Annotated in this window: 28 protein-coding genes; 20 read left to right on the top strand and 8 right to left on the bottom strand. The window is 65.2% G+C overall.

What is annotated here, in order from left to right; all coding sequences use genetic code 11:
- Positions 1 to 35: 35 nt before the first annotated feature.
- The 9 genes from coxB to ACVWW6_RS04090 all read left to right on the top strand — a co-directional run bounded on the left by coxB (position 36) and on the right by ACVWW6_RS04090 (position 7,119).
- Positions 36 to 875 (top strand): cytochrome c oxidase subunit II, encoded by an 840-nt coding sequence (gene coxB, locus ACVWW6_RS04130; protein ID WP_011083989.1) that lies wholly within the window; start codon positions 36 to 38, stop codon positions 873 to 875.
- An 87-nt stretch (positions 876 to 962) separates the two neighbouring features.
- A complete protein-coding gene (gene ctaD, locus ACVWW6_RS04125; protein WP_011083990.1) occupies positions 963 to 2,588 on the top strand; it encodes a cytochrome c oxidase subunit I in 1,626 nt (541 codons plus the stop codon).
- Between the two features lie 60 nt (positions 2,589 to 2,648).
- Positions 2,649 to 3,593 carry a heme o synthase gene (locus ACVWW6_RS04120; RefSeq protein ID WP_456680172.1) on the top strand — a complete coding sequence of 315 codons (945 nt, stop codon included), beginning with the start codon at positions 2,649 to 2,651 and terminating at the stop codon, positions 3,591 to 3,593.
- Positions 3,590 to 3,763: a hypothetical protein gene (locus tag ACVWW6_RS04115; RefSeq protein ID WP_011083992.1), complete on the top strand. Its 174-nt coding sequence runs from the start codon at positions 3,590 to 3,592 to the stop codon at positions 3,761 to 3,763. Before ACVWW6_RS04120 ends, ACVWW6_RS04115 begins: the two co-directional genes overlap by 4 nt.
- A gap of 5 nt (positions 3,764 to 3,768) precedes the next feature.
- Entirely contained in the window at positions 3,769 to 4,413 is a 645-nt protein-coding gene (locus tag ACVWW6_RS04110; protein WP_456680171.1) for a cytochrome c oxidase assembly protein, read from the top strand.
- A gap of 79 nt (positions 4,414 to 4,492) precedes the next feature.
- Positions 4,493 to 5,389, top strand: coding sequence for a cytochrome c oxidase subunit 3 (locus ACVWW6_RS04105; protein WP_011083994.1), 897 nt, complete (start codon positions 4,493 to 4,495; stop codon positions 5,387 to 5,389).
- Positions 5,390 to 5,486: 97 nt separating this feature from the next.
- A complete protein-coding gene (locus ACVWW6_RS04100) occupies positions 5,487 to 5,888 on the top strand; it encodes a DUF983 domain-containing protein (protein ID WP_011083995.1) in 402 nt (133 codons plus the stop codon).
- Entirely contained in the window at positions 5,885 to 6,637 is a 753-nt protein-coding gene (locus tag ACVWW6_RS04095) for an SURF1 family protein (protein ID WP_028173703.1), read from the top strand. The genes ACVWW6_RS04100 and ACVWW6_RS04095 overlap by 4 nt, the downstream gene beginning before the upstream one ends.
- A gap of 116 nt (positions 6,638 to 6,753) precedes the next feature.
- Positions 6,754 to 7,119, top strand: coding sequence for a nuclear transport factor 2 family protein (locus ACVWW6_RS04090; protein WP_304550685.1), 366 nt, complete (start codon positions 6,754 to 6,756; stop codon positions 7,117 to 7,119).
- On the opposite strand, the gene ACVWW6_RS04085 is transcribed toward ACVWW6_RS04090, so the two are convergent.
- A complete protein-coding gene (locus ACVWW6_RS04085) occupies positions 7,116 to 8,456 on the bottom strand; it encodes a histidine kinase (RefSeq protein WP_304550687.1) in 1,341 nt (446 codons plus the stop codon). The two genes, ACVWW6_RS04090 and ACVWW6_RS04085, sit on opposite strands and share 4 nt — an antisense overlap.
- Positions 8,457 to 8,542: 86 nt before the next feature.
- Here ACVWW6_RS04085 and ACVWW6_RS04080 point away from each other — a divergent pair, with 86 nt between their 5' ends.
- The 5 genes from ACVWW6_RS04080 to ACVWW6_RS04060 all read left to right on the top strand — a co-directional run bounded on the left by ACVWW6_RS04080 (position 8,543) and on the right by ACVWW6_RS04060 (position 13,854).
- The gene (locus tag ACVWW6_RS04080; RefSeq protein WP_011083999.1) at positions 8,543 to 9,187 is read left to right on the top strand and encodes a response regulator transcription factor; all 645 of its coding nucleotides are present in this window, start codon (positions 8,543 to 8,545) and stop codon (positions 9,185 to 9,187) included.
- 548 nt (positions 9,188 to 9,735) lie between these two features.
- A complete protein-coding gene (gene thrC, locus ACVWW6_RS04075; protein ID WP_404524541.1) occupies positions 9,736 to 11,154 on the top strand; it encodes a threonine synthase in 1,419 nt (472 codons plus the stop codon).
- On the top strand, positions 11,151 to 12,440 hold the full coding sequence (locus tag ACVWW6_RS04070) for a M16 family metallopeptidase (RefSeq protein WP_011084001.1): 1,290 nt from the start codon (positions 11,151 to 11,153) through the stop codon (positions 12,438 to 12,440). Before thrC ends, ACVWW6_RS04070 begins: the two co-directional genes overlap by 4 nt.
- A 39-nt stretch (positions 12,441 to 12,479) precedes the next feature.
- Positions 12,480 to 13,067, top strand: a complete 588-nt coding sequence (locus ACVWW6_RS04065; protein ID WP_011084002.1) for a GNAT family N-acetyltransferase — start codon at positions 12,480 to 12,482, stop codon at positions 13,065 to 13,067.
- Between the two features lie 133 nt (positions 13,068 to 13,200).
- Positions 13,201 to 13,854 (top strand): hypothetical protein, encoded by a 654-nt coding sequence (locus tag ACVWW6_RS04060; RefSeq protein WP_456680170.1) that lies wholly within the window; start codon positions 13,201 to 13,203, stop codon positions 13,852 to 13,854.
- Positions 13,855 to 14,070: 216 nt separating this feature from the next.
- Here the strand turns inward: ACVWW6_RS04060 and ACVWW6_RS04055 are convergent, their stop codons facing one another.
- From ACVWW6_RS04055 to ACVWW6_RS04035, 5 genes are all read right to left on the bottom strand, one after another.
- A complete protein-coding gene (locus ACVWW6_RS04055) occupies positions 14,071 to 14,556 on the bottom strand; it encodes a F0F1 ATP synthase subunit B family protein (protein WP_011084004.1) in 486 nt (161 codons plus the stop codon).
- Positions 14,557 to 14,561: 5 nt separating this feature from the next.
- Positions 14,562 to 15,125, bottom strand: a complete 564-nt coding sequence (locus ACVWW6_RS04050; RefSeq protein ID WP_028173699.1) for a F0F1 ATP synthase subunit B family protein — start codon at positions 15,123 to 15,125, stop codon at positions 14,562 to 14,564.
- Between the two features lie 62 nt (positions 15,126 to 15,187).
- Positions 15,188 to 15,418 carry a F0F1 ATP synthase subunit C gene (locus ACVWW6_RS04045; protein WP_007599451.1) on the bottom strand — a complete coding sequence of 77 codons (231 nt, stop codon included), beginning with the start codon at positions 15,416 to 15,418 and terminating at the stop codon, positions 15,188 to 15,190.
- Positions 15,419 to 15,471: 53 nt separating this feature from the next.
- The gene (locus ACVWW6_RS04040) at positions 15,472 to 16,221 is read right to left on the bottom strand and encodes a F0F1 ATP synthase subunit A (protein ID WP_011084006.1); all 750 of its coding nucleotides are present in this window, start codon (positions 16,219 to 16,221) and stop codon (positions 15,472 to 15,474) included.
- Positions 16,222 to 16,332: 111 nt separating this feature from the next.
- Positions 16,333 to 16,707: an AtpZ/AtpI family protein gene (locus tag ACVWW6_RS04035; protein ID WP_028173698.1), complete on the bottom strand. Its 375-nt coding sequence runs from the start codon at positions 16,705 to 16,707 to the stop codon at positions 16,333 to 16,335.
- A 359-nt stretch (positions 16,708 to 17,066) separates the two neighbouring features.
- Between ACVWW6_RS04035 and ACVWW6_RS04030 the strand changes: the two genes are divergently transcribed.
- Positions 17,067 to 17,588 (top strand): hypothetical protein, encoded by a 522-nt coding sequence (locus ACVWW6_RS04030; RefSeq protein ID WP_028173697.1) that lies wholly within the window; start codon positions 17,067 to 17,069, stop codon positions 17,586 to 17,588.
- 143 nt (positions 17,589 to 17,731) lie between these two features.
- Positions 17,732 to 18,205, top strand: a complete 474-nt coding sequence (locus ACVWW6_RS04025; protein ID WP_304550732.1) for a secondary thiamine-phosphate synthase enzyme YjbQ — start codon at positions 17,732 to 17,734, stop codon at positions 18,203 to 18,205.
- A 63-nt stretch (positions 18,206 to 18,268) separates the two neighbouring features.
- On the opposite strand, the gene ACVWW6_RS04020 is transcribed toward ACVWW6_RS04025, so the two are convergent.
- On the bottom strand, positions 18,269 to 19,894 hold the full coding sequence (locus tag ACVWW6_RS04020; protein WP_202633115.1) for an MFS transporter: 1,626 nt from the start codon (positions 19,892 to 19,894) through the stop codon (positions 18,269 to 18,271).
- A gap of 346 nt (positions 19,895 to 20,240) precedes the next feature.
- On the opposite strand from ACVWW6_RS04020, the gene ACVWW6_RS04015 reads away from it, so the two are divergent.
- Positions 20,241 to 20,912, top strand: coding sequence for a response regulator (locus ACVWW6_RS04015; protein ID WP_060909349.1), 672 nt, complete (start codon positions 20,241 to 20,243; stop codon positions 20,910 to 20,912).
- A 5-nt stretch (positions 20,913 to 20,917) separates the two neighbouring features.
- On the opposite strand, the gene ACVWW6_RS04010 is transcribed toward ACVWW6_RS04015, so the two are convergent.
- Entirely contained in the window at positions 20,918 to 23,758 is a 2,841-nt protein-coding gene (locus ACVWW6_RS04010) for an ATP-binding protein (protein WP_456680169.1), read from the bottom strand.
- A gap of 199 nt (positions 23,759 to 23,957) precedes the next feature.
- On the opposite strand from ACVWW6_RS04010, the gene ACVWW6_RS04005 reads away from it, so the two are divergent.
- The 3 genes from ACVWW6_RS04005 (at position 23,958) to ACVWW6_RS03995 (ending at position 26,069) form a co-directional block, all read left to right on the top strand.
- On the top strand, positions 23,958 to 24,377 hold the full coding sequence (locus tag ACVWW6_RS04005) for an organic hydroperoxide resistance protein (RefSeq protein WP_161533096.1): 420 nt from the start codon (positions 23,958 to 23,960) through the stop codon (positions 24,375 to 24,377).
- Between the two features lie 36 nt (positions 24,378 to 24,413).
- On the top strand, positions 24,414 to 25,442 hold the full coding sequence (locus ACVWW6_RS04000; RefSeq protein WP_456680168.1) for an alpha/beta fold hydrolase: 1,029 nt from the start codon (positions 24,414 to 24,416) through the stop codon (positions 25,440 to 25,442).
- Positions 25,443 to 25,514: 72 nt separating this feature from the next.
- A complete protein-coding gene (locus ACVWW6_RS03995; RefSeq protein ID WP_456680167.1) occupies positions 25,515 to 26,069 on the top strand; it encodes a cytochrome P460 family protein in 555 nt (184 codons plus the stop codon).
- Positions 26,070 to 26,108: the final 39 nt, after the last annotated feature.

The following is a 26,108-nucleotide window of genomic DNA, read 5'->3' as shown; positions in this document are numbered from 1 at the left end:
ACCTGGGGTGATTTCGTAAGGGGAGCGCGAACGGCATGAGGATGTCGAAGGGCCGGGTAGGCCGGCATTTGCTGGGATTGGCCGTAGCTGGTCTGACACTGGCGACGGGCAGCGCGGCATTTGCCGAGCTTGGGCAGCCGGCGCCATGGGAGTGGACGCTCCAGCAGTCCGGCTCGCCGGTGATGGACAATATCGTCTGGTTCCACAACTTCCTGTTCGTGCTCATCGCGCTGATTACGCTGTTCGTTCTGGCGCTGCTGGTGGTCGTGGTCATCAAATTCAACGCGAGGGCCAATCCGGTGCCGTCGCGGACCACCCACAACACGCTGATCGAGGTGGCCTGGACGCTGGTTCCGGTGCTGATCCTGGTCGGCATCTCGGTGCCGTCGTTCCGCCTGCTGTTCCTGGAGCTCGACGTGCCGAAGGCGGACCTGACCATCAAGGCGACCGGCAAGCAGTGGTACTGGTCCTACGCCTATCCCGACAACGGCAAGTTCGAGTTCGACTCGCTGATGGCCCAGGACAAGCAGCCCCGCCTGCTCGGCGTCGACAACGAGATGGTGGTGCCGGTCAACAAGGTGATTCGTGTTCAGGTGACCGGTGCGGACGTCATCCACGCCTTCGCGCTGCCGGCGTTCGGCGTCAAGATCGACGCCATTCCGGGGCGACTGAACGAAACCTGGTTCAAGGCCGCCAAGACCGGCATGTTCTACGGCCAATGCTCGGAGCTCTGCGGCAAGGATCACGCCTTCATGCCGATCGCGATTCGCGTCGTGGAAGACAAGGAATTCGCCTCCTGGGTCGAAACGGCGAAGAAGAAATTTGCGAGCGGCGGCACCGGCACCTACGCCTCCGCGGCCGGCCCGACGCAGTAGGCGTCGGGTAAAGGCTCGAGGGGACTGAAAGCGACTAAAGGGCGGGACCTCCAAAGGTCCGATTGGGACGCAAGGCAGGATTTGAAAATGGCAACCAGCGCAGCGGCACACGGCGATCACGCGCAAGACCACGGACATGACGAGCACGCCCATCCGACCGGATGGAGACGCTACGTCTATTCGACCAACCACAAGGACATCGGCACGATGTACCTGATCTTCGCGGTCATCGCCGGCGTCATCGGTGCCGCGATGTCGATCGCGATCCGTGCCGAGCTGATGTATCCGGGCGTGCAGATCTTCCACGAGACGCACACTTACAACGTCTTCGTGACCTCCCACGGCCTGATCATGATCTTCTTCATGGTCATGCCGGCGATGATCGGCGGCTTCGGCAACTGGTTCGTGCCGCTGATGATCGGCGCGCCCGACATGGCGTTCCCGCGCATGAACAACATCTCGTTCTGGCTGCTGCCGGCCTCGTTCGGGTTGCTGCTGATGTCGACCTTCGTCGAGGGTGAGCCGGGCGCCAACGGCGTCGGCGCCGGCTGGACCATGTATGTGCCGCTGTCGAGCTCGGGTCATCCCGGCCCGGCCGTCGACTTCGCGATCCTGTCGCTCCATCTGGCGGGCGCCTCGTCGATCCTCGGCGCCATCAACTTCATCACCACGATCTTCAACATGCGCGCGCCGGGCATGACCCTGCACAAGATGCCGCTGTTCGTGTGGTCGATCCTGGTGACGGTGTTCCTGCTGCTGTTGTCGCTGCCGGTGCTTGCCGGTGCGATCACCATGCTGCTCACCGACCGCAATTTCGGCACGACCTTCTTCGCGCCCGACGGCGGCGGCGACCCCGTGCTGTTCCAGCACCTGTTCTGGTTCTTCGGCCATCCCGAGGTGTACATCCTGATCCTGCCCGGCTTCGGCATGATCAGCCAGATCGTCTCCACCTTCTCGCGCAAGCCCGTGTTCGGCTATCTCGGCATGGCCTACGCCATGGTCGCGATCGGCGGCATCGGCTTCGTGGTGTGGGCGCACCACATGTACACGGTCGGCATGTCGTCGGCGACGCAGGCCTATTTCGTCGCGGCGACGATGGTGATCGCGGTTCCGACCGGCGTGAAGATCTTCTCGTGGATCGCCACGATGTGGGGCGGCTCGATCGAATTCCGCGCGCCGATGATCTGGGCCGTGGGCTTCATCTTCCTGTTCACGGTCGGTGGCGTCACCGGCGTCGTGCTGGCGAATGCCGGCGTCGACCGCGTGCTCCAGGAGACCTACTACGTCGTCGCGCACTTCCACTACGTGCTGTCGCTCGGTGCGGTGTTCGCGATCTTCGCCGGCTGGTACTACTGGTTCCCGAAGATGACGGGCTACATGTACAACGAGACGCTGGCGAAGGCGCACTTCTGGGTCACCTTCATCGGCGTGAATCTGGTGTTCTTCCCGCAGCACTTCCTCGGCCTGTCGGGCATGCCGCGCCGCTACGTCGACTATCCCGACGCGTTCGCCGGCTGGAACCTGGTCTCGTCGGTCGGCTCCTACATTTCCGGCTTTGGCGTCCTGATCTTCCTCTATTGCGTGATCGATGCCTTTGCGAAAAAGGTGCCGGCTGGCGACAATCCGTGGGGTGCCGGCGCGACCACGCTGGAGTGGACGCTGCCCTCGCCGCCGCCCTTCCATCAGTTCGAAGTGCTGCCCCGCGTGCAGTAAGCGATCACCCGCGGCGCCCATGACGGGCGCCGCGGCTCCATAACGAAGCGAGTTGATTTAGTGTCCGTCCTCGACCAGAACGCCGTCGACATCAATCCCCGCATCTCCGAAGCGGAGGTGGGCGACTACATTGCGCTGCTCAAGCCGCGGGTGATGTCGCTGGTGATCTTCACCGCGCTGGTCGGAATGGCGATGGCGCCCGGGCATTTCCACCCGGTGCTGGCGATCACCTCGCTGCTCTGCATCGCCGTCGGCGCCGGCGCCTCCGGGGCGCTCAACATGGCGCTCGAAGGCGATATCGACGCCAAGATGTCGCGCACGGCGAACCGGCCGATTCCGCGTGGTCGCATCACCCGTCCCGAGGCGATGACGTTCGGCATGACGCTCGCCTTCTTCTCGGTGATGACGCTCGGCATCCTCGTCAACTGGATCGCGGGCGCGCTGCTCGCCTTCACCATCTTCTTCTACGTCGTGATCTACACGATGTGGCTGAAGCGCTGGACCGCGCAGAACATCGTGATCGGCGGCGCCGCCGGTGCGTTGCCGCCGGTGGTGGCCTGGGCCGCGGTAACAGGCACGGTCGACGTCGAGCCGCTGCTTCTCTTCGCCATCATCTTCTTCTGGACCCCGCCGCATTTCTGGGCGCTCGCGCTGTTCCGCTCGGACGATTACGCGCGCGCCGGCATTCCGATGCTGCCCAATGTCGCCGGTCCCGATGCGACCCGCCTCCAGATCCTGCTCTACACCATCGTGCTGATCGCGGTGGCCGCCGCGCCCTGGGCGCTCGGCTATTTCGACGCCGTCTACGGCATCGTCTCGCTGATCCTCGGCGCCGGCATGCTGGTGCTCGCGATCAACGTCTATATGCGCCGCGAGCGCAGCCAGTCGTTGCGCGCCACGCGAAAACTGTTCGCCTTCTCCATCCTTTACCTGTTCGCGCTGTTTGCGACCCTGCTGGCCGAGGTCGTGTTCCGGGCGCTTGCTCCGATGGCAGGGGGCGCATGATCGCGGTGGCGGACAAACCCGAGCCAGATGGAATCGTCCTCACCGAGGCGCAGAAGAAGAGCCGCCGTCAGCGCTCGATCGCGATCGCGCTCGCGCTCGGCGTGCTCGTGGTGCTGTTCTTCGCCGTCACCATGGTCAAGGGACCGGCAGTTCTAGTCCGGCCGATGTAGGGAAAATGGATCACGAGCCGACCATATCGCGGGATCAGAGCCGGACGGCCAGGAAAGGCGTCGGTAAGGGCCTCGGTCGTGACGTGCTGGTCGCCTCGATCTGCGGCGGCGTGGTGGCGCTGATGGTCGGCGCCTCCTACGCGGCGGTGCCGTTCTACAACTGGTTCTGCCGCGCTACCGGTTTCAACGGCACGACCCAGGTCGCGACCGCCGCGCCGACCACCGGTCCGATCGCGCGGAAGATCGCGGTGCGCTTCGATTCCAACGTCGCGCCCGGTCTGCCCTGGAAGTTCGAGCCGGAGCAGAGCGAGATCGAGGTCAATATCGGCCAGGTCACGACCGTCTTCTACACCGTGACCAACCAGGCCGCGCGCACCACTGCCGGCCAGGCCGCCTACAACGTCGCGCCGCTGACGGTCGGGTCCTACTTCCAGAAGATCAACTGCTTCTGCTTCACCGAGCAGACCATGGCGCCCGGTGAGAAGCGCGAGATGCCGGTCGTGTTCTACGTCGATCCGTCGATCGCCGACGACCACGAGAACGACGGGCTCAGCACGATCACGCTGTCCTACACGTTCTACCCGGTGAAGGATCCGGTGGTGAAGCCGCTCGCGTCCGGGGAAGGCGACAAACGCAAGGGAAATCTCTGACCGCCGGGCTCACGCTCTGGGGGTTGGACACAAGGGGATAAGTGCCGGACAGGCACGGGATTGAGGAGAGAGACCGCAAATGGCTACCGCGCAAGGCAAGCATCACGACTATCATCTGGTCGATCCCTCTCCCTGGCCGGCGGTCGGTTCGCTCTCGGCATTCATCATGGCGGTCGGCGCGATCGCCTGGATGCACCACATGTTCTCGGCCGCGCCGATCGTGTTCGGCGTCGGCACCGTCGGCGTGCTCTACACCATGGCGAGCTGGTGGGGCGACGTGATCAAGGAAGCCCAGTACAAGGGCGACCATACCCGCGTCGTGCAGCTCCATCACCGCTACGGCATGATTCTGTTCATCGCCTCCGAGGTGATGTTCTTCGTCGCCTGGTTCTGGGCCTATTTCAACGCGGCGCTGTTTCCGGCCGACGCTGTCCACGCCACCCGCGATGCCGTGTTCGGCTGCGGCCTCGGCACCGCGGCCGGAGCCTGCGCGGTCCCCGGCACCTGGCCGCCCCACGGCATCGAGACCTTCGATCCCTGGCATCTGCCGCTCCTGAACACGCTGATCCTGCTCACCTCGGGCACCACGGTGACCTGGGCGCACCATGCGTTGCTCGAGAACGATCGTCAGGGCCTGAAATACGGCCTGATCCTCACCGTCGTGCTCGGCGCGCTCTTCACCTGCGTGCAGGCCTATGAGTACAGCCATGCGGCGTTCTCGTTCGCCGGCAACGTCTATGGCGCGACCTTCTTCATGGCGACCGGTTTCCACGGCTTCCACGTGCTGGTCGGCACCATCTTCCTGCTGGTCTGCCTGTTCCGTGCCTATGCCGGCCACTTCACGCCGAAGCAGCATCTCGGCTTCGAGTTCGCCGCCTGGTACTGGCACTTCGTCGACGTGGTCTGGCTGTTCCTGTTCCTCTGCATCTATGTGTGGGGACACGGCGCCGAGACCATGGCCCACGGCGCGCACTGAGCAGCTTTGGATCGATCAGAAAGGGCGGCCGCAGGGCCGCCCTTTCGCTTTTGCGCCGCCGGAAGTTTCGGCGGAAACTGTGATAGAGTCCGCCATCATGAATGACACCGCCGGTCCACCCAAGTCCGAAACCACCGTCCTGCAAAGCGCGATGCGCGGGCTGGCCTGCAAATGCCCGCGCTGCGGCCAGGGCAAGCTCTATGCGGGCTTCCTGACGCTCGCACCCTCCTGCGACCGCTGCGGCCTCGACTATGCCTTCATCGACACCGGCGATGGCCCGGCAATCTTCATCATCATGCTCGCCGGTGGGATCGTCGTTGCGTGCGCGCTGATCGTCGAGGTCAAGTACCAGCCGCCGTACTGGCTGCATGCCGTGCTATGGCTGCCGCTGATTCTCGCCACCACGCTCTTGCCACTGCGCGCGATGAAGTCGCTGCTGATCGCGCTGCAATTCCACCACAAGGCTGCGCCGGGCCGGCTGGTCGACCGCGCGAAATGAACGAGACTGCGCGCAAGCCTCGCGTGGCCGGCTTTGCGCTGTTCACGCTTCTCCTGGCGGCCGCCTTCGTTGCCCTCGGCGTCTGGCAATTGCAGCGCCGGACCGCCAAGCACGCGCTGATCGCAGCACTCACCGAGCGTCTGGCGGCGGCACCCATTGCGCTGCCGCCGCCCGCACAATGGGCTGCGCTCAATCCCGCGCGCGATGAATTCCGCCGTGTCAGCTTCACTGCGACCTACGCCGCCTCGCCCGATGCGATGGTCTATTCGTCCGGCTCGGCCGTACGCAAGGACGCTTCCGGTCCCGGCACCTGGGCCTTCCTGCCGGCGCGGCTTCCGAGCGGCGAGATGGTCGTGATCGATGCCGGCTTCGTCGAGAACACGATGCAGGATCGCAGTGTCGAGGATCGCGCGGTGAAGAAGCTCGTGACCGGGCAGCCGGTCGCGCTCACCGGCTATCTGCGCTTTCCCGAACCGCCGGGCTGGCTGACGCCGGCGGAGAGCCGCGACAAGCGGCTCTGGTTCGTGCGCGATCATGTGGCGATCGCGAGCGCGCTCGGCTGGGGCACGGTTGCGCCGTTCTACATCGATCTGGAGCAGCCCGCGCCCGAAAATGGCATCCCGCGTCCGGGTCCGCTCGACGTGCATCTGAAGGACGATCACCTGCAATACGCCGTCACCTGGTTCGCGCTTGCAGGCGCGGTGCTGATCGCGTTCGGCGTCTGGGTGAGGGGACGTCGCTCGAGCTGAATCTTCCGTAGGTTCCCGGGAGGAACCCGTTATCACCCGGGGTTTACCATTCAGCGCGCATTCACGAGTGTGGTCCTAAGCCGCATGCAAAATTTCGCGGCAGACAGGATTACGGCGTGAGCGATTTCGATCAGATGGGAATTGTCGTCGATTGGGTGGATGCCTGCCGGAAGGGCGACCTCGCGACGCTGCTCGACCTCTATGCGGCCGACGCGCAGATCGAATGCACGTGCAACGGCACGCAGCGTTATCGCGGCCGAGACGAGCTCGAAACCTACTGGGGGCCGCGGCTCAGCGCATTCTCGTCGGCCGGCTTCGGTCTCGAGGAGATCCATCCCGTGCCTGATGGCGTCGATCTCGAATATTCCGTCGCAGGCGCGCTGCGCATTCACGCCTCGTTTCGCTTCAGTGCGGAAGGCAAAATCGACAGCACGCTGTGCGCGCCGGCGCGACAGAACGCGCATCACGGCTGCGCGTGCTAGCTTTGCGCCGGCTCGTCGCGCGTCCTCTGCACGGGCAGACGGCAGCGCACATAGGTTCGTTCATCCGCGCGCAGCAATGACAGCGATCCGCTGAGCGCGCGCACGCGCTCGTGCATACCGGTCAGACCCCGGCCGAAGACGTTGCCCTCGGTAAATCCCCCGCCGTCGTCGGAAATCTCGACGGCGAGCGCGTCGCCTGAAATGGCCGCCTGCACATGGGCATTGCGTGCTGCGGCATGGCGCAGCACATTGGTCAGCGCCTCCTGGATCACGCGATAGACGGTCTGGGCCAGCGGCCCGTCGAGCCCGTTGAGACCAGGATCGACCGTGGCGGTCAGCCCGATATGCGGGGCCTGCTTGCGAAAGTTCCGGAGCAGCGTCTGCACGCTGGTTTCCAGCCCCAATTCCTCGATATAGAGCGGCCGCAGCCGGTCGAGGATGCGGCGGTTGGTCTGCTGGAGCGCTTCGACCGATTGCAGCACCTCCTGCGCCGTATTGCCGAGATGTCCCACCGGCGGCGAAGCCTCGATCAGGGCGATCGTGCCGGCGCGGATGCTGAACAGCAGCGGGCCGAGCTCGTCGTGCAGCTCGCGAGCGAGATCGCGCCGCTCGTCGTCCTGGAGCGACACCAGGCGGTGCAGCAGGTCGCGATTGTCCTGGCTTAGTCGCGCGAGCGTCGCCGCCAGCGCATTGGCCTCCTCGCAGCTCTGCCGGATCTCCGGCGGCCCTGCCACCGGGATCGGCGTCGCATAATCGCCGCGCCGTATTCGCGTGAGGCCTGCGCCCAGATTTTGCAGGGGGCGCAGTGCCGATTCCGCGAAGAGATAGGCGATCGTTCCGGTCAGCACCGTCAGCACGGCGATGAGGCTCGTCAGCGCCAGAAAACCGATCCATTTCTCGAACAGGTCGGCCGACAGGTCGGGCAGGAACACGAGATCGCCGACCCGCTTGCCGTCGATGATCAGCGGGGACGCTGCGTCCATGTCCGGGATGGTGAGCAGGTCGATGAACCATTGCGGCACGCTATGCGGCTTGCGCGGACCGGCCGTTGGCGAGGGCTCGGGACCCGCTTCGACAGGACGGAATTGGATATCGGAGGAGGTGCCCAAAGAATGGACAAAGGCGTCGAGCGTCTGCCGCGGATTGTCCGAGGCGCGCAGGGTGTTGTTGAGCGCCGCGGCGACCGCTCGGGCCGAATGTCGCCCCAATTCGTTCTCGTCGGCCAGCTGGCCGGTCGCAAAGCTCTGGAGCAGCACGCCGCCCATGACCAGCGCGGCGAGGAAGCTCACGCCGAGCGGAAGAAACAGTTGGGTTCTGAACGACAGGTGTTGCCACATTAGTTCAATTCTAACGCGTCCCGGCGGATTTCTCTCTTTCCATTTGTTCCCGCCGGTCTATGAGTTGAAAAACCAGAGAGCGCGCGATGCAAGATACCGCCAAGCCGGCGACCAGGGTCCTGATCGTCGACGACCATCCTGTGGTGCTGTCGGGTTGCCGAACCCTGTTCGCATCCGACCATTCGATCCGCATCGACGAGGCGATGGACGCCAAATCCGGCCATCGCGCCTATATCAGCAAGCGGCCCGACGTCACCGTGATCGACATCAGCCTGCCGGATGTCTCCGGGTTCGAGCTGATGCGGCGGATCCGCAAGGACGATCCTGATGCCAAGATCATTATGTTCAGCATGAACGACGATCCGGCCTTCGTGGTGCGGGCGGTCGAGCTGGGGGCGCAGGGCTATGTCTCCAAGGGCGATGATCCCCGGATCCTGCTGAAAGCGGTGCGCAAGGTGGTCGCGGGCGACAATTTCATCTCGCCGCAGCTGGCGGAGGCCGTGACGTTCTCCGGTGCCGCGATCAAGGCCAATCCGGCCTCGCAGATGACGCCGCGGGAGCTCGAGATCCTCCGCCTGCTCGGGCGCGGCGATAAGATCGTCGAGGTCGCCGAGGCGCTTGGGATCTCCTACAAGACGGTCGCCAACACCACCTCCCTGCTCAAGCAGAAGTTGGGGGCCAAGAACCATTCCGACCTGATCCGGATTGCGGTGGAAATCGGCATGAACTGACGTCCCGCCAGCGACCGAACCGGCTGCTCCAGGATGCAGCGGTTCGGCCGACGGATCGGCGACTCCGCCGGCCGGGCAATGCGTGGCCGACGGCGGACGCTATCCGCCGACACAATGGACTGCGGCTGCGTTCGTTCCTGCCGCGATCAAGGGTTCAGGAAGAAATGGCAAAGCCGGCCTTGTGGCCAGTATGCGGACGGGTATGCGGCGTTCATACGCGTCGGGAAAAACAGGAACATTTGTCGTCGCGCCCGGTTTTCGCCCTTGACGGTCTGAGGACAGGCGACGAAAGCTTGCGCGAGCAGTTTTAGCGGGCAGGCGCCCCGGACGAGCCAAACTGGTCTGCACATATCAACGACAGACCTTCCAAGAGAGGGCTGCGGCATTGCCGCAGCCCTTTTCGTTGCAAAGGGTGCGGGCGGGAAGCGGTTTCCCGATGCCGCAAAACACTTTATGGTGGCCCAAAGCCTCTGGCTGTTAATCAGGAATATCGTGAAATCAAAGGCTTACGGATCAAGCTTCGGCTTGGCCGGCCTTTGGAGGGCAGTTTGACTCGTTATATCTCGACCCGGGGCGAGGCCCCCGAACTCGGCTTCTGCGACGTGATGCTGACCGGGCTTGCCCGCGACGGTGGCCTGTATGTGCCGGCGACATGGCCGCAGCTCTCGGCTGACACGATCGCCGGCTTCTTCGGCCGCCCGTATTGGGAGGTCGCCGTCGACGTGATCCGTCCCTTCGCGGGAGGCGAGATCACGGACGCCGAGCTCGGCCGGATGGCGAACGAGGCCTACGCCACCTTCCGCCATCCCGCGGTGGTGCCGCTGCGCCAGATGTCGCCGCACCAGTTCGTGCTGGAGCTGTTCCACGGCCCGACGCTCGCCTTCAAGGACGTGGCGATGCAGCTCATCTCGCGGCTGATGGACCATGTGCTCGCCAAGCGCGGCCAGCGCACCACCATCGTGGTCGCAACCTCCGGTGATACCGGCGGCGCTGCGGTCGAAGCCTTCGCGGGGCTGGAGAACGTCGATCTCATCGTACTGTTCCCGCACGGCCGCATCTCCGAGGTGCAGCGGCGGATGATGACGACGACGGGCGCGGCCAACGTGCATGCGCTCGCCATCGAAGGCACGTTCGACGACTGCCAGGCCCTCGTGAAGGGAATGTTCAACAACCATCGCTTCCGCGATGCGACCTCGCTGTCCGGCGTCAATTCCATCAACTGGGCGCGTATCGTTGCCCAGGTGGTCTATTACTTCACCTCCGCCGTTGCCGCCGGCGCGCCGGCGCGCGCGGTGGACTTCGTCGTGCCGACCGGCAATTTCGGCGACATCTTTGCCGGCTACGTCGCCAAGCGCATGGGTCTGCCGGTGCGGACCCTGCGCATCGCCGCCAACGTCAACGACATCCTGGCGCGGACGCTGAAGACCGGCATCTACGAGGTGCGCGAGGTGCACGCCACGGCGTCGCCGTCGATGGACATCCAGATCTCCTCGAATTTCGAGCGGCTGCTGTTCGAGGCCGGCCGGCGCGATGCGGCCGGTGTGCGCCGTCTCATGGATTCGCTGAAGCAGTCCGGGCGCTTCGTGCTGCCCGATGCGACGCTCGCCGCGATCCGCGAGGAGTTCGACGCCGGGCGCGCCGACGAGACCGAAACCGCGGCCGCGATCCGCGCCGCCTGGCGTGAGGCGGGCGAGCTGGTCGATCCCCATACTGCGGTCGCGCTCGCGGTCGCCGATCGCGACACCACCGACACCACGGTGCCCAGCATCGTGCTCTCCACCGCGCATCCGGCCAAATTCCCCGACGCGGTCGAAGCGGCCTGCGGCCAGCGGCCGCAACTGCCGGCCTGGCTCGACGGCCTCATGACCAAATCCGAACACATGAAGGTGATGAAGAACGATCAGGCCGAGGTCGAGCGGTTCGTGCTGTCGGTCAGCCGTGCCGCAAAACAGGGAGTTGCCGGATGAGCGTCGAGATCTCCAAGCTTGCGTCCGGCCTCACCGTCGTCACCGACAAGATGCCCCATCTCGAGACTGCGGCGCTCGGGGTCTGGGCCGGCGTCGGCGGACGCGACGAGAAGCCCAACGAGCACGGCATCTCGCATCTCCTCGAGCACATGGCGTTCAAGGGCACGACCAAGCGCTCCTCGCGCGAGATCGTCGAGGAGATCGAGGCTGTCGGCGGCGACCTCAATGCCGGCACCTCGACCGAGACCACGTCCTATTATGCGCGGGTGCTGAAGGCCGACGTGCCGCTGGCGCTCGACGTGCTCGCCGACATCCTGGCCAATCCCGCCTTCGAGCCCGACGAGCTGGAGCGCGAGAAGAACGTCATCGTGCAGGAGATCGGTGCCGCGCAGGACACGCCCGACGACGTCGTGTTCGAGCATCTCAACGAGCTCTGCTATCCCGACCAGCCGATGGGCCGCTCGCTGCTCGGCACCGCCAAGACGCTGCGCGCCTTCAACCGCGACATGCTGCGCGGCTATCTGTCGACGCATTATCGCGGGCCCGACATGGTGGTGGCGGCCGCCGGCGCGGTCGATCACAGCCAGGTGGTCGCCGAGGCCGAGAAGCGCTTTGCGAGCTTCGAGGGGACGCCGGGCCCGAAGCCGCAGGCCGCCCAGTTCGGCAAGGGCGGCGCCAAGGTCGTGCATCGCGAGCTCGAGCAGGCGCATCTGACGCTGGCGCTGGAAGGTGTGCCGCAGAACGATCTGTCGCTGTTCTCGCTCCAGGTCTTCACCAACATCCTCGGCGGCGGAATGTCGTCGCGGCTGTTCCAGGAGGTGCGCGAGAAGCGCGGCCTCTGCTACTCGATCTACAGCTTCCACGCGCCCTATACCGATACCGGCTTCTTCGGCCTCTACACCGGTACCGATCCGGCCGATGCGCCGGAGATGATGGAAGTCGTGGTCGACGTCATGAATGATTCGGTGGAGACCCTGACCGAGGCCGAGATTGCACGGGCCAAGGCGCAGATGAAGGCGGGCCTCCTGATGGCGCTGGAGAGCTGCTCTTCCCGTGCCGAGCAGCTCGCCCGCCACGTCCTGGCCTATGGCCGGCCGCAGACGGTGCAGGAGCTGGTGGCCCGGATCGACGCCGTCAGCGTCGAATCGACCCGGGACGCGGCGCGTGCACTGCTTTCGCGCAGCCGCCCTGCGGTTGTCGCATTAGGCAGTGGCAGGGGTCTGGACACGGCGGTGTCTTTTGCGGAAGGATTGACCCGGGCACGTGCCAAGGCGCGACTGCATTAGGAGCCGCGCGTGGGCTGATCCGCCCCGGGAAGCATCACCATGGCCCTCTTTCGCCTGCCATCCAGTGGACCCGCCGCCCTCGCGCCGCGCGGCAACGGGCTTTTGCTGCGTGCACCGCAGATGTCGGACTTCCTGCAATGGGCTCACTTGCGCGAGTCCAGCCGCGATTACCTGACGCCCTGGGAGCCGATCTGGCCGTCGGACGATCTGACGCGCTCCGGCTTTCGCCGCCGCCTGCGCCGCTATTCCGAGGATATCGCCGCGGACCGCTCCTACCCCTTTCTGATCTTCCGTGAGCTCGACGGCGCCATGGTCGGCGGCATAACGCTCGCCAATGTCCGGCGCGGCATCGTCCAGGCCGGCACCATCGGCTATTGGGTCGGCCAGCCCCACGCCCATCGCGGCTACATGACGGCTGCGCTGCGGGTGCTGCTGCCGACGCTGTTCGGCGAACTCAACCTGCACCGGGTCGAGGCTGCCTGCATCCCCACCAATGCACCGTCGATCCGGGTGCTGGAGAAGTGCGGCTTCTCCCGGGAAGGGCTGGCGCGCCGCTATCTCTGCATCAACGGGGTCTGGCAGGACCATTTGCTGTTCGGTCTGCTGCACGAGGATTTCCGCGGCTGAGCCGGTCGGTTCGTACAGCCAAAGTCTCCGGCGTCCTGCCTTTTTTGCTGCCTTGGGTTCGCCGATTTTGGCGATATAACGCGGCGGGAAGGCTGGCGATCGGCCGGATTGTTGTCATGGAGTATGGGCGTTGATGGTGCACGAGCTTCGGTCATCGCGGAATGCGTTGCGGCGGGGGACAGCGATCGCGCTGGCGTTGTCGGTTGCGTTCGCGTCCGTCTCGCCGGTGGCGGCCCAGTCGTTGAGCGACCGCTTCAAGAGCCTGTTCGGCGGCAAGTCCGACGAGCCGGCCCAGTCCAAGCCGGCGCCTGCGCCCGGACAGCCGGCCGACGACGATGTCGATTGCCCGCAGGTCACGGTGCGCGCCGGCGCCTCTACCTATGCGGTCGGAGCCACCGGCAAGCCGGCCGTCGGCAATGAGGTCCGCTTCCAGGCCACCATCACCAAGATGGCGCGTGAATGCGTGCGCAACGGCGGCGACATCACGGCCCGGATCGGCGTCCAGGGCCGCGTCATCGCCGGTCCCGCCGGCGCGCCTGCTAGCGTCGAGGTTCCGCTGCGCGTCGCGGTGGTGCAGGGCGGCGTCGGTGAGAAGGTAATCGCCTCGAAGGCCTATCGGACCACGGTCGGGATGTCGGAAGGCGGCAGCGTGCCCTTCACCTTCGTCGCCGAAGATCTGTCCTATCCGATCCCGTCGGCCGCGACCGCCGATTCCTACGTCTTCTACGTCGGCTTCGACCCGCAGGCGCTGTCGCCCGAGCCGAAGGCAAAGCCGAAGAAGAAGTAGGGTCTCGATCTCGGCTGGCACCGCAATTTCAGCTGCCATCACCCGCGAAAGCGGGGGATCCAGTATTCCAGAGCCGTCAGCGGTCTACGGAAGGGCCGCGGCGTACTGGATGCCCCGCCTTCGCGGGGCATGACATCCAATTTGCGGCCACGGCGCCGACAAACAAAAAAGCCGGCGCTCATCGCGCCGGCTTTTTGATTGATGAGGCGTTCGCGCTCAGTTCAGCTTCTGCCGAACTTCGCTGATGCTCTTGGCGAGCAGGTCGTCGGCGACTTGGCCCTTGACCGACTGCGACAGGATCGTGGAGGCGGCCTGGACGGCGGCTTCCGCGGCTGCGGCACGGACATCGGCCACCGCCTGGGCCTCGGCGAGCGCGATCTTGCTCTCCGCGGTCTTGGTTCTGCGGGCCACGAAGTCTTCCATCTTCGCCTTGGCCTCGGTCGCGATGCGCTCGGCTTCGACCTTGGCGTTGGCGATGATGTCGGCAGCCTCGCGCTCGGCCGTGGCACTGCGCGCCTTGTAGTCGGCGAGCACCTTGGCCGCCTCCTGCTTGAGGCGCGTCGCGTCGTCGAGCTCTGCCTTGATGCGCGCGGCGCGATGGTCGAGCGCGGTCATCGCAGACTTGAAGACCCCGAGATAGCCGAACACGACCATCAGGATCACGAAGGCGATGGCGACCCAGGTTTCAGGATCGAAGAACATCTCGATTAACCTTTCAGGGACGCATCGACCGCGGCATTCACTGACGCGGCATCGGGAACGACGCCGGTGAGCTGCTGCACGATCTGGCCTGCCGCATCGGCCGCGATGCCGCGGACGTTGCTCATGGCGGCTGTGCGGGTCGAGGCGATGGTCTTCTCCGCCCCGGCGAGCTTGGCCGCCAGCTGCTCTTCCAGGGCCTTGCGCTCGGCTTCCGCCTGCGCATTCGCCTTGTCGCGGGATTCATTGCCGATCGCCTGCGCCCGCGAACGCGCCGAAGCGAGTTCGCTTTCATAGGCCTTCAGCGCCGCGTCGGACTGGTCCCTCAGCGTCTGCGCCTCGGCGAGGTCACCCTCGATCTTGTTCTGACGCGCTTCGATCGCCCCGCCGACCTTCGGCAGAGCGAGCTTGGACACGATCACGTAAAGCACGACGAAGAAGATCGCGAGCGACACCAGCTGCGAAGCATAAGTGCTGCTCTCGAACGGCGGAAAGCCACCACCGTGACCGCCTTCGGCCCCGGTGTGGGCGCCCGCCGCTGGACCCTTCGCCCCGCCATGACTCTCAGCCATGGAGTACTCCTGTTGCTGTCATGCGCGCCGCTTCGGTCGAAGCGGCGCGAAGAACGTCGTCCTCAGAGCGGAACGAACAGCAGCAGCAGCGCGATCAGCAGCGAGAAAATGCCGAGCGCTTCGGTCACGGCGAAGCCGAAGATCAGGTTGCCGAACTGGCCCTGAGCGGCCGAGGGGTTGCGAACGGCCGCGGCGAGGTAGTTGCCGAAGATCACGCCCACGCCGACGCCCGCACCGCCCATGCCGATGCATGCGATGCCCGCGCCGATAAGTTTTGCTGCTGCCGGATCCATTTTAGACTCCTTGGAAGAAAGATTGGGTTGTGGGTGGAAATTCCCCGGACCGCTCAGTGTCCCGGATGAATGGCGTCGTTGAGGTAGATGCAGGTCAGGATCGCAAACACATAGGCTTGCAGGAACGCGACCAGAATCTCGAGGGCGTACAGCGCGACCGTGAGCGCCAGCGGCAGCACGCCGCCGACCCAGCCGAGGGCGCCGAGCGAGAAGCCGAGCATGGCGACGAAGCCCGCGAACACCTTCAGCGCGATGTGGCCGGCCAGCATGTTGGCGAAGAGACGGACGCTGTGGGAGACCGGCCGCAGGAAGAACGACAGGATCTCGATGAACATCACCAGCGGCAGGATGTAGCCGGGGACGCCGTGGGGCACGAAGATCGAGAAGAATTTCAGGCCGTTCTTGGCAACGCCGTAGATCAGGACCGTGAAGAAGACCAGCAGCGCCAGGGCTGCCGTCACAATCAGATGGCTCGAGATCGTGAAGGTATAGGGAATGATGCCGATCAGGTTCGAGACGCAGATGAACATGAACAGCGAGAAGATCAGCGGGAAGAACTTCATGCCTTCCGAGCCGGCGGTCGAACGGATGGTCGACGCGACGAACTCGTAGGAGATCTCGGCGACCGACTGAAGGCGCCCGGGAACCAGCTGCGCACCGCTGGCAAGCATCAGCAGCGAGATGATCGCCACGGCGATCAGCATGTAGAGCGATGAATTGGTGAAGGCGATCGTCTGATGGCCGATATGGCCGATCGTGAAGAGAGGCTCGATGTTGAACTGGTGGATCGGGTCGATTTTCATCAGCGCGGCATCTCTTGGTCTGCCGGGCAATGCCGGCGGGTCTCGGTCTGCCGGCCGGGCCGGCCCGTACCGGCAAAGCCGGCACGATCATTCCTCTCCTGAGCGGATCGCTTAAGAACCACCGCGCCTGTTTTGACCTGCCCCTGCCGTTCTCACCACATTCACCACGCCGGCGACGAAGCCCAGCAGCAGGAACACGATAAATCCGAAAGGCGACGTCGACAGCAAGCGGTCGAAACCCCAGCCAATCCCCGCTCCGACGACGACCCCGGCGACCAACTCCGAAGATAACCGGAAACCAAGCGCCATCGCCGAGGCTCTGGCCGCTCTGTCTCCATCGTCACCTGCGGGTTGCTCGGTCTTGACGTGGCGGCCGCGAAGTTCGGACAACCGCTGATCAAGATTTCCGAGCCGTTCGGAAAGCGCAGCTTCCTCGGGCGATCTATCGCGATCTCCATTCTCGCCGTGTCCCGTGCCCTGTGTCATGCAACGAAGACCCGAAACGCCGCGGCTGAATGGAAATTACGCCCGCCACCCTCAAAAGCCGCGCGGACCATACTGATGGCCCATAATCAAGTCAAGCCAAGTCACGATTGCGTCGCTTTCTGTTATGTGTCTGATTTATTTGACGATATCGGCGCACGCGGCAGCGCTGCACACAGCGTGACGCCGCACCGCAGCAGCTCCTCTCATGATCGGTGGATGCGGTCGCCATTTCGCCGTGCTGCCGGGATCAAACGGGCGGCCGTAATCGTTGATTCCGGGCGAGTGTTTTTGGCGGCGGATGGCCTTGCCGGGGTGTAGAATTGCAGATGTGCCACCTGCGCGGCGTGGCGGAGAGTGCGATGAGACCAGCGACGTCGTCCACAACATCATGGCTTTCGGCAGCGGCGCTGGCCGCGGTGATGGCCAGCAGCGGCGGTCTCGTTGCCGCGCAATCCGCGCCCGACGGCGAAAACGGCCGCTACAGCATGACGCCGATCCCCGAGGGCGTGCTGCGGCTCGACACCCGCACCGGCACGGTGTCGACCTGCACCAAGAACGGCGCCGGCTGGGCCTGCTACGCGGTGCCCGACGAGCGTGCCGCGCTCGACGCCGAGATCGGCCGGCTCCAGACCGAAGTCGAGAAGCTGAAGGGACAGCTCGCGGCGGGACCGACCGTGTCGGGCAAGATCGACGAGGCGCTGCCGAAATCCGACCCGCTCAAGAAAGCCGATCCGAAGGTCGCCGAGGGCGACCGCAAGATCGAGATCCCGCTGCCGAGCGACCAGGACGTCGATCGTGTGATGTCGTTCCTGGAAAAGGCCTGGCGTCGGCTTATCGACATGGCCAACCGCGTGCAGAAGGACGTGTCGGGGAGGATCTGAGTTTGTCGTCCTGGCGAAAGCCAGGACACATACGGCGCGGCCTCTCGGTTCATTCTCGAAGCGCGTTGCCACCTTTTGCCGTCACGCGCATTCGGGGTAATGGGTCCTGGCTTTCGCCAGGACGACGTTACGAGAGAACCTCCATGACATCAGCCAGATCCGTAACCCGCTCGGCGCCATCCTCGGTGCAAGCCACCATTATCTCATCGTCGCTGCTCACCGTGGAGACGCAGGGGCGCGGCTTCACTGATCTCACCAGCGAAGCTATGAAATTCATCAATGAGGCTCACGCGCGCGAAGGCGCGCTGACGCTGTTCATCCGTCACACCTCGGCGTCCCTGACGATCCAGGAGAACGCCGATCCGTCCGTCCTCGTCGATCTCACCACCGCGCTATCCAGGCTCGCGCCGGAGAACGCCGGCTGGACCCACGACACCGAGGGGCCGGACGACATGCCCGGACATATCAAGACCATGCTGACGCAGACTTCGCTTCAGGTCCCGGTCCTGGACGGCAGGCTCGCGCTTGGCACCTGGCAGGCGATCTATCTGATCGAGCATCGCGCCCGCCCGCACCGGCGCGAGGTAGTGCTGCAATTCATCGGCGCCAATCAGTAGGCAGAAAACAAAACCGGCCGCGGAGACCGCGGCCGGTTGGTGTTGGTTGATCGTTGCTTGCGATCAGGTCGCCTTGATGTCGACGTCCTTGGTCTCGGGCAGGAACAGGAAGCCGATCACGACGGTGATGGACGCGAAGATGACCGGATACCAGAGACCCGCGTAGATATCGCCGGTCGAGGCCACGATGGCGAAGGCGGTCGCGGGGAGCAGGCCGCCGAACCAGCCGTTGCCGATGTGGTAGGGCAGCGACATCGAGGTGTAGCGGATGCGGGTCGGGAACAATTCGACCAGCATCGCGGCGATCGGGCCGTACACCATGGTGACGAAGATCACGAGGATGAACAGCAGTCCGATGGTCGCGGCCACCTGCGGACGGAAGATGTCGAACGGATGCGCCATCTTCACGATGCCGGCGTCGCCGGTCTTCGGGTAGCCGGCGGCCTGCACGGCGGCGAGAACCGCAGGATTGCTGTCCTTGGCGTTCGTGTAGGCAACTTCCTTGCCGTTGACCATCACCTTTACGCCGGAGCCGGCCGCACCCGATGTCGTCGAGTACTTGACCGACGACTGGGCGAGGAAGGCGCGTGCGGTGTCGCAGGGCGCGGTGAAGACGCGGGTGCCGACCGGGTTGAACAGGTCGCCGCAGCCTGCGGGATCGGCCACCACCTCGACCTTGGTCTGCTCGATGGCCTTTTCCAGCGCCGGGTTGGCGTTGGAGGTGATCATCTTGAAGATCGGGAAGAAGGTCAGTGCCGCGATCAGGCAGCCGCCGAGGATGATCGGCTTGCGGCCGATCTTGTCGGAGAGCATGCCGAACACGATGAAGAAGCCGGTGCCGAGCAGCAGCGACCAGGCGATCAGGAGGTTGGCGGTGTAGCCGTCGACCTTCAGGATCGATTGCAGGAAGAACAGCGCGTAGAACTGGCCGGTGTACCAGACCACGCCCTGGCCCATCACGCCGCCGAGCAGCGCGAGCAGCACCAGCTTGCCGTTCTGCCAGTTGCCGAAGGCTTCCGTCAGCGGCGCCTTCGAACTCTTCCCCTCGTCCTTCATCTTCTGGAAGATCGGCGATTCGTTGAGGCGGAGCCGGATCCAGACCGAGATGCCGAGCAGCAGCACCGAGACCAGGAACGGGATGCGCCAGCCCCAGGCCGCGAAGTCGGCTTCGCCGATCGCGGAGCGGGTGAACAGGATCACCAGCAGCGACAGGAACAGGCCGAGCGTTGCCGTGGTCTGGATGAAGGAGGTGTAGTAGCCGCGCTTGCCGTTAGGGGCATGCTCCGCGACATAGGTCGCCGCACCGCCATATTCACCGCCGAGCGCGAGACCCTGGGCAAGGCGCAGCGCGATCAGGATGATCGGGGCCGCGATGCCGATCGTCGCCGCATTCGGCAGCAGGCCGACGATGAAGGTCGACAGACCCATGATCAGGATGGTGACGAGGAAGGTGTACTTCCGGCCGACGATGTCGCCGATGCGGCCGAACACGATCGCGCCGAACGGGCGCACCAGGAAGCCCGCGGCGAATGCCAGCAGCGCGAAGATATCGCGGGTTGCCGGCGGGTAGGCCGAGAAGAACTGCGCGCCGATAATGCTGGCCAGCGAGCCGTAAAGGTAAAAATCGTACCACTCGAAGACGGTACCCAGCGAGGAGGCGAGAATGACGAACCGTTCGTCCTTCGTCATCCCTCCCACGCCAGCTTGAGACACAGCCATTGTCGACATGTTGAGTCGCTCCCCGAAAAATTCGTTTCCTCGCGCCCCAGACGCCCGGTCATGCCGGATCAACCCCAGGTCTTGGCTCCAAGGTAACATCGGCGTGAAACCCGCCCCAATACGACTTTCGGCCTTGCGCGCTGACGCGCGCCTGACGGCGCGGTATCGGGCGCCGCTGCGCAGCCGCGAAGACTTCCGGATTAACCCCTTTGCAGCAAAGGGATAATGTGCACTTGCATGCCACGGCCGGTCAGGGAAGAATTGGCCAGCCGTGGCATCGACTCGCCAGCCGGTAGCGAATGACAGCAAGAGAACGATGAACGCTCCCTCGACCCATCTCGTCATTGCCGATGATCATCCCCTGTTCCGCGATGCGCTGCGGCAGGCGGTGGCGAGCGTCCTGACCTCGGCCAGGATCGACGAGGCCGGATCGTTCGAGGATCTGACCAAGCTGCTGGAGCAGACCTCCGACGTCGACCTGATCCTGCTCGATCTCTCGATGCCCGGGATCTCCGGCTTTTCCGGCCTGATCTATCTGCGCGCGCAATATCCGGCGATCCCGGTGGTGATCGTCTCGGCCTCCGACGACAGCGCCACGATCCGCCGCTCGCTCGATTTCGGCGCTTCCGGTTTCATCCCGAAGCGTTTCGGCGTCGAGACGCTGCGCGACGCCATCCTCAAGGTGATGGAGGGGGACGTCTGGGTTCCCGCCGACACCGACCTGTCGGCCGCCACGGACCCCGACATGACGCGCCTGCGCGACCGCCTGGTGACGCTGACGCCGCAGCAGGTGCGGGTGCTGATGATGCTGTCGGAAGGGCTGCTCAACAAGCAGATCGCCTACGAGCTCGGCGTTTCCGAGGCCACCATCAAGGCGCATGTCTCGGCGATCCTGCAGAAGCTCGGCGTCGAGAGCCGGACGCAGGCGGTGATTGCAGCCGCGAAGATCGCCGGTGGCCAGTGGAAGCAGGGCACGCCGACGGGGTGAGCCCGCTACAGTGTGGCCAGGAGCGCGCTGGCTGCCCTGATATCCACCGTCTCGGAACCTTCGACGAAGCCTTCGAGCGCCGCCTGGAGCAATAGCTTTGCGTCCTCGCGGCCGTGCCGTTCGGCAAGCAGCTGCACAAGATCAATCGCCGCTCGCAGCTCCCAGGCTTTCGCAGCCTTGCCCCGGCTGAGCTCCAGCGACTGCATGAGGCAGGTCTCCGCTTCCCCGGTTTTCGGCTCCGGGAGCGACAGCAACACCTTGGCCCTCATGCGCAGCAATTCGGGCATATAGAGATGATCGCCGCCTTGTTCGACGAGGCGGATCGCATCGTCGACCAGGTGCGCGCTCTGCTCGACCTGCCCCAGTGCCAACAAGCCCTGGACCAGCGCGATGTTGAACGTCGTGGTGAGCAGCTCGTAGCCGGAATCGTGGAGCTCGCGCAGGCAGGCCCTTATCGTCTCGACGCCGCCTGCGGCGTCGCCGCGCCGGATCGCCAGTTCGCCTTTGACGCCGCGGCCGACCGAGAGATAAGGGCCCATCGAACGCGAGGTGGCATGCGCGATGAAGTGGTCGATGCTCTCTTCCGCATCGTCGAGCTCGCCGCTCCAGAGATCGATCGAGACCAGCCATATCAGCGCGATGCAGAGCGTGATCGGATGGTCCATCTGGGCGGCTTCGGTGACCGTCTGTCGCGCCAGCTGCCGCGCATCCCCGGGCCGGCCCTGCAGCCAAAGCTCTCGCGCGAGCGAGATGCCGGCCCGGTTGCGGTGATCGAAGCCATGGACCGTGCTGATCCGTTCTGTGCCCGGCCCCCGCCAGGCGGCCTCCAGCATGTTCAGTGCGTCGCGGTGCTCGCCGGCCAGATGCAGCGAGACACCCAGCAGCGAATGGGCCAGTCCGATGGACGCGGCATCGCCCAGCGTTTCGGCGACTGTGAGGCTCTGCCGTGCGTAACCAAGCGCGGCATCGAACTGCCCCATCCGCTCGTGGAAGATATGCATGCGGCCGAGCAGCTGAAGCTGGTTCGGCGCGTCGCCGCGCGCCTCCGCGATCGCGAGGCTTCTGCTCAATGCGCCGCGCGCCGCTTCGCTGCCGCCGCGCGTGAACATCAGGGTCAGTCCCAGGGCGGCCTGGATGTGCATTTCCTCGGCGCCGCCGCGCGTGGACGGATCGATCGCAAGCAGCGCCCGTTCCGACCAGCGCCGGCATTCGATCAGCAGTGACATTGCGAGAAAGATGGGAGCTGCCGCAGCGGCGAGCGCAATGCCGATGCATGCATCGCCGTTCGCGCCAAAACACCAGTCCAGCGCGGCGCGCACGTTGTGCAGCGCGGAGAAGTGGACCGCGCGTTCGTCGGCGCTCGGCACCGTCGCCCATGTCGTGCCGGCCTGTTCCAGCCATCGCCGGTAGTAGGTCGCGTGGCGGGCGGCGAGCGCCGCGTCGTCAGGCTCGATTTCGAGCAGATAGGCGCGCGTCGTGTCGAGCAGCCGGTAGCGCATCATGGCGCCGATCGGTCGCGGAGCGACCATCGACTTGGCGACGAGGCTGTCGATGGCGTCGAACAGGCGGGCGCGGTCGACACGGTCGTCCGGCACGACCTCGAGCGCCGCGTCGATGGTGAAATGGCCGGCGAAGACCGCGAGCCTGCGCAGCACGAGGCGCTCGGTGCCGGACAGCAGCCCGTAGCTCCAGTCCAGCGTCGCCTGCAATGTCTTCTGCCGCGGCGGCGCGGTGCGCTGCCCCTGCCACAGCAGATTGAGGCGTTCGTCGAGCAGCGCCGCCGTTTGCTCCAGGCCGTAGGCTTCGACCCGGCCGGCAGCGAGCTCGATGGCCAGGGCCATGCCGTCGAGCCTGCGGCAGATGCCCGCGACGATCGCCGCATTGCCATCGTCGAGCGCGATCTGCGCGCCGCCGGCGGTCGCCCGTTCGAGGAACAGCTGAAGCGCGGGATAGGTCTGCGCGACGGCCGCCGTCAGTCCGGCATCGTCAGGCGGAACGGCAAGCGGCGCCAATCGATAGACCTGCTCGCCCTCGACGCGCAGGGCTTCGCGGCTCGTGGCCAGGATATGGACATGCGGCGCGGCGTGGAAGATCTCCGCCGCCAGCGGCGCTGCGGCGGCGATGACGTGCTCGCAATTGTCGAGGATCAGCAGCATCCTCTTGTCCCGGAGATGCGCGAGCAGCGCGGGCAGCGGGTCGTCAGTCTGGGCTGGCAGACCCAGCATCAGCAGGATTGAGGTGATCACGAGATCGGGATCGCTGAGCGCAGCAAGATCAACAAAGTGCGCGGCGTCGGCGAAGGTCTCGAGCAGGTCGTGAGCGACCGCCACCGCAACGGCGGTCTTGCCGACGCCGCCCGGGCCGACGATCGTGACGAAACGCGAGGTAATGAGCTTGTCCGAGATGGCCGCGACCACTTCGTCGCGTCCGACCATCCGCTGCAGCCGGTTCGGCAGTTTCACGGGCGGCGGTTCCATCCGCGGCGCGGGGCGCCGCTCTGCCGGAACATCCGTTTGCGAGATCGGCGCCACGAAGCAATAGCCGCGGCCGGAGAGCGTGGTGATGTAGCGGGCGCCGTCCTTGCCGTCGCCGAGGGCCTTGCGAAGCGCTGCGACATGAAAGCGCAGATTGGCCTCCTCGACGGCCATGCCGGGCCACACCAGCGCCATCAGGTCCCACTTGCTGACGACCTCGTTCGGCCGCGAGATCAGCGCGATCAGCGTGTCGAAGGCTTTCGTGCCGAGCGGCAGCGCGACGCCGTCGCGCGTCACGAGCCTTTCATGCGGTGTCACGGTGAATGGCCCGAACGACAGGGGTCCTGCCGTAGGCGCAGCCGGCTCAGTCATGGCGAGATCTTGGTCCTTGCGAATGGACCGGATAGCCAGATGATCGCGATCCGGCAAGGCCGCTCACGCATCGGCGTCAGACCGCGCATGCAGGCCTCATGAGGCACGCAGGCGGAGATCTCACAATTTCTCACAAGTCCAAACGGGTGTCCTGCGACAGCCGCTGCTAGTCAGTTGCGCGACGGCAAGGAGACCTTTCATGACGCAAGCGGCGAAACTGCTCTACACGGCCCGAACCCACACTGGCGGCGGACGGCAGGACGGCATGTCCCGCAGTTCGGACGGCCGCCTCGATGTGCGGCTCTCTCCGCCGGGCGGCGCCGGCATCGGCACCAACCCCGAACAGTTGTTCGCGGCCGGCTGGTCGGCCTGCTTCGAAGGCGCCATGGAGATCGCGGCGGCCAAGCGGAAGATCACGCTTCCCAGGAAATGCGCAATCGATGCGGAGATCGACCTCCTTCTCGATGAGGGCGCTTACGCCCTCCGGGCCCGCCTCAATGTCAGCCTGCCGGGCCTCGATCGCGAGGTCGCACGCGACATCGTCGATGAGGCGCACCAGACCTGTCCCTATTCCAAGGCCGTCCGCGGCAACATCGACGTCGCGATCGCGTTGATCTGACGAACCACCTCCGACCATCAACAAGGTAGCACCATCATGAAGCAGCTCATCGACCAGCATCGCCGCAAGTTTTTTGGCGTCGCCGCGGGAACCGTTGCCGTGGGTCTCGGCGTGATCGATCTTGCCCGCGCTGAAACGGAAGCGCCGCGATCTTCCGCATCGAATGCGTCGTTCGGCACGATCAAGCAGATCGATGCCGGCGTCCTCAATGTCGGCTATGCCGAGGCTGGCCCGTCGAACGGTCCCATCGCGATTCTGCTGCACGGCTGGCCCTACGACATTCATGCCTTCGTCGATGTCGCGCCGATCCTGGCAAAGGCCGGCTATCGCGTGATCATTCCTTATCTGCGCGGCTACGGCACGACGCACTTCCTCTCCAGCGAGACGCCGCGCAATGGCGAGCCGGCCGCAATGGCCGTCGACATCATCGCGCTGATGGACAAGCTCGACATCAAGAAGGCGGTCGTCGCCGGCTTCGACTGGGGTGCGCGCACCGCCGACATCATCGCCGCGCTGTGGCCGGAGCGCTGCCGCGCGCTGGTGTCGGTCAGCGGCTATCTGATCTCCAGCCAGGCTGCCGGCAGCGCGCCGCTGCCGCCGTCGGCCGAGCTGCAATGGTGGTATCAGTTCTATTTCGCGACCGAGCGCGGCCGCGCCGGATACGAGAAGTACACGCACGATTTCGCAAAGCTGATCTGGAAGCTCGCATCGCCGCAGTGGAAGTTCGATGATGCCACCTTCGACCGCAGCGCCGCGGCGCTCGACAACAAGGATCACGTCGCGATCACGATCCACAATTACCGCTGGCGGCTCGGGCTCGCCAAGGGCGAAGCGAAATACGAGGAGCTTGAAAAGAAGCTCGCGGCGGCCCCGCTGATCATCGTGCCGACGATCACGATGGAAGGCGACGCCAACGGTGCGCCGCACCCCGACCCCAGCGTCTATGCCAAGAGATTCTCCGGCCGGTACGACTATCGCCTGATCACCGGCGGCATCGGCCACAATCTGCCGCAGGAGGCACCGCAGGCCTTTGCCAAGGCCGTCATCGACGCCGACGGCGCCTGAGGATCCGCCAGCACCTCGGTCCAGCCGGGCTGGACCGAGGTTCATCCGTAGATCCCAGCTTGATGAAGCGTCATGACGCCAACTGAACCTGCAAAGAAAAGACTGTCCTTCAGCACGGTGGTCGTGCTTGCCGCGCTTCTTCTGATCGTTCTCCTGACCTGCTTGCCGTACCTCGTCTCGATCGCGCTCGCGGAGGGCCCCGCGACAGCAGATGCCTCGCCGATCTTCGGGGTCACGATTCCCGCGGGCTACAGGCAATGGGAGCTGGTCGCGCCGGCCGAAGAGGCCGCGCCGCTCGACGAGCTTCGCGCGGTCGTCGGCAACCAGGTGGCAATCGACGACTATCAGGCCGGAAAGCTTCCGTTCCCGGATGGCACCATTCTGGTCAAGCGCGCCTGGAAGCGGAAACGGTCACCGGAATTCGCGTCCGCGACGATTCCCGGCGCTGCCACCACGGTCCAGGTGATGGTCAAGGATTCCAGGAAATATGCCTCAACCGGCGGCTGGGGCTTTGGCCGCTTCGTCAACGGCAAGCCGGTCGACGAGGCCCAGCACCGCACCTGCTTCGCCTGCCACGAGGCTCGCGCCAAGAGCCGCGATTATGTCTTCACGCGGCTTGCGCCCTGAGTTGCGACGGCGTGCCTGGCATTCGCCAACGGGCCTCTC

This window comes from Bradyrhizobium sp. USDA 3311 (assembly GCF_054062495.1).
Note: the sequence above shows the minus strand (reverse complement) of the source record. Positions and strands in the feature narration are given on the sequence as shown.

Bases quoted from the DNA above. Each gene is read 5' to 3' on its own strand.
- coxB (WP_011083989.1), top strand. From the start codon at position 36: ATGAGGATGTCGAAGGGCCGGGTAGGCCGGCATTTGCTGGGATTGGCC.
- ctaD (WP_011083990.1), top strand. From the start codon at position 963: ATGGCAACCAGCGCAGCGGCACACGGCGATCACGCGCAAGACCACGGA.
- ACVWW6_RS04115 (WP_011083992.1), top strand. From the start codon at position 3,590: ATGATCGCGGTGGCGGACAAACCCGAGCCAGATGGAATCGTCCTCACC.
- ACVWW6_RS04110 (WP_456680171.1), top strand. From the start codon at position 3,769: ATGGATCACGAGCCGACCATATCGCGGGATCAGAGCCGGACGGCCAGG.
- ACVWW6_RS04105 (WP_011083994.1), top strand. From the start codon at position 4,493: ATGGCTACCGCGCAAGGCAAGCATCACGACTATCATCTGGTCGATCCC.
- ACVWW6_RS04100 (WP_011083995.1), top strand. From the start codon at position 5,487: ATGAATGACACCGCCGGTCCACCCAAGTCCGAAACCACCGTCCTGCAA.
- ACVWW6_RS04095 (WP_028173703.1), top strand. From the start codon at position 5,885: ATGAACGAGACTGCGCGCAAGCCTCGCGTGGCCGGCTTTGCGCTGTTC.
- ACVWW6_RS04085 (WP_304550687.1), bottom strand. From the start codon at position 8,456: ATGTGGCAACACCTGTCGTTCAGAACCCAACTGTTTCTTCCGCTCGGC.
- ACVWW6_RS04080 (WP_011083999.1), top strand. From the start codon at position 8,543: ATGCAAGATACCGCCAAGCCGGCGACCAGGGTCCTGATCGTCGACGAC.
- ACVWW6_RS04070 (WP_011084001.1), top strand. From the start codon at position 11,151: ATGAGCGTCGAGATCTCCAAGCTTGCGTCCGGCCTCACCGTCGTCACC.
- ACVWW6_RS04065 (WP_011084002.1), top strand. From the start codon at position 12,480: ATGGCCCTCTTTCGCCTGCCATCCAGTGGACCCGCCGCCCTCGCGCCG.
- ACVWW6_RS04060 (WP_456680170.1), top strand. From the start codon at position 13,201: ATGGTGCACGAGCTTCGGTCATCGCGGAATGCGTTGCGGCGGGGGACA.
- ACVWW6_RS04055 (WP_011084004.1), bottom strand. From the start codon at position 14,556: ATGTTCTTCGATCCTGAAACCTGGGTCGCCATCGCCTTCGTGATCCTG.
- ACVWW6_RS04050 (WP_028173699.1), bottom strand. From the start codon at position 15,125: ATGGCTGAGAGTCATGGCGGGGCGAAGGGTCCAGCGGCGGGCGCCCAC.
- ACVWW6_RS04045 (WP_007599451.1), bottom strand. From the start codon at position 15,418: ATGGATCCGGCAGCAGCAAAACTTATCGGCGCGGGCATCGCATGCATC.
- ACVWW6_RS04040 (WP_011084006.1), bottom strand. From the start codon at position 16,221: ATGAAAATCGACCCGATCCACCAGTTCAACATCGAGCCTCTCTTCACG.
- ACVWW6_RS04035 (WP_028173698.1), bottom strand. From the start codon at position 16,707: ATGACACAGGGCACGGGACACGGCGAGAATGGAGATCGCGATAGATCG.
- ACVWW6_RS04030 (WP_028173697.1), top strand. From the start codon at position 17,067: ATGAGACCAGCGACGTCGTCCACAACATCATGGCTTTCGGCAGCGGCG.
- ACVWW6_RS04025 (WP_304550732.1), top strand. From the start codon at position 17,732: ATGACATCAGCCAGATCCGTAACCCGCTCGGCGCCATCCTCGGTGCAA.
- ACVWW6_RS04020 (WP_202633115.1), bottom strand. From the start codon at position 19,894: ATGACGAAGGACGAACGGTTCGTCATTCTCGCCTCCTCGCTGGGTACC.
- ACVWW6_RS04015 (WP_060909349.1), top strand. From the start codon at position 20,241: ATGAACGCTCCCTCGACCCATCTCGTCATTGCCGATGATCATCCCCTG.
- ACVWW6_RS04010 (WP_456680169.1), bottom strand. From the start codon at position 23,758: ATGACTGAGCCGGCTGCGCCTACGGCAGGACCCCTGTCGTTCGGGCCA.
- ACVWW6_RS04005 (WP_161533096.1), top strand. From the start codon at position 23,958: ATGACGCAAGCGGCGAAACTGCTCTACACGGCCCGAACCCACACTGGC.
- ACVWW6_RS04000 (WP_456680168.1), top strand. From the start codon at position 24,414: ATGAAGCAGCTCATCGACCAGCATCGCCGCAAGTTTTTTGGCGTCGCC.
- ACVWW6_RS03995 (WP_456680167.1), top strand. From the start codon at position 25,515: ATGACGCCAACTGAACCTGCAAAGAAAAGACTGTCCTTCAGCACGGTG.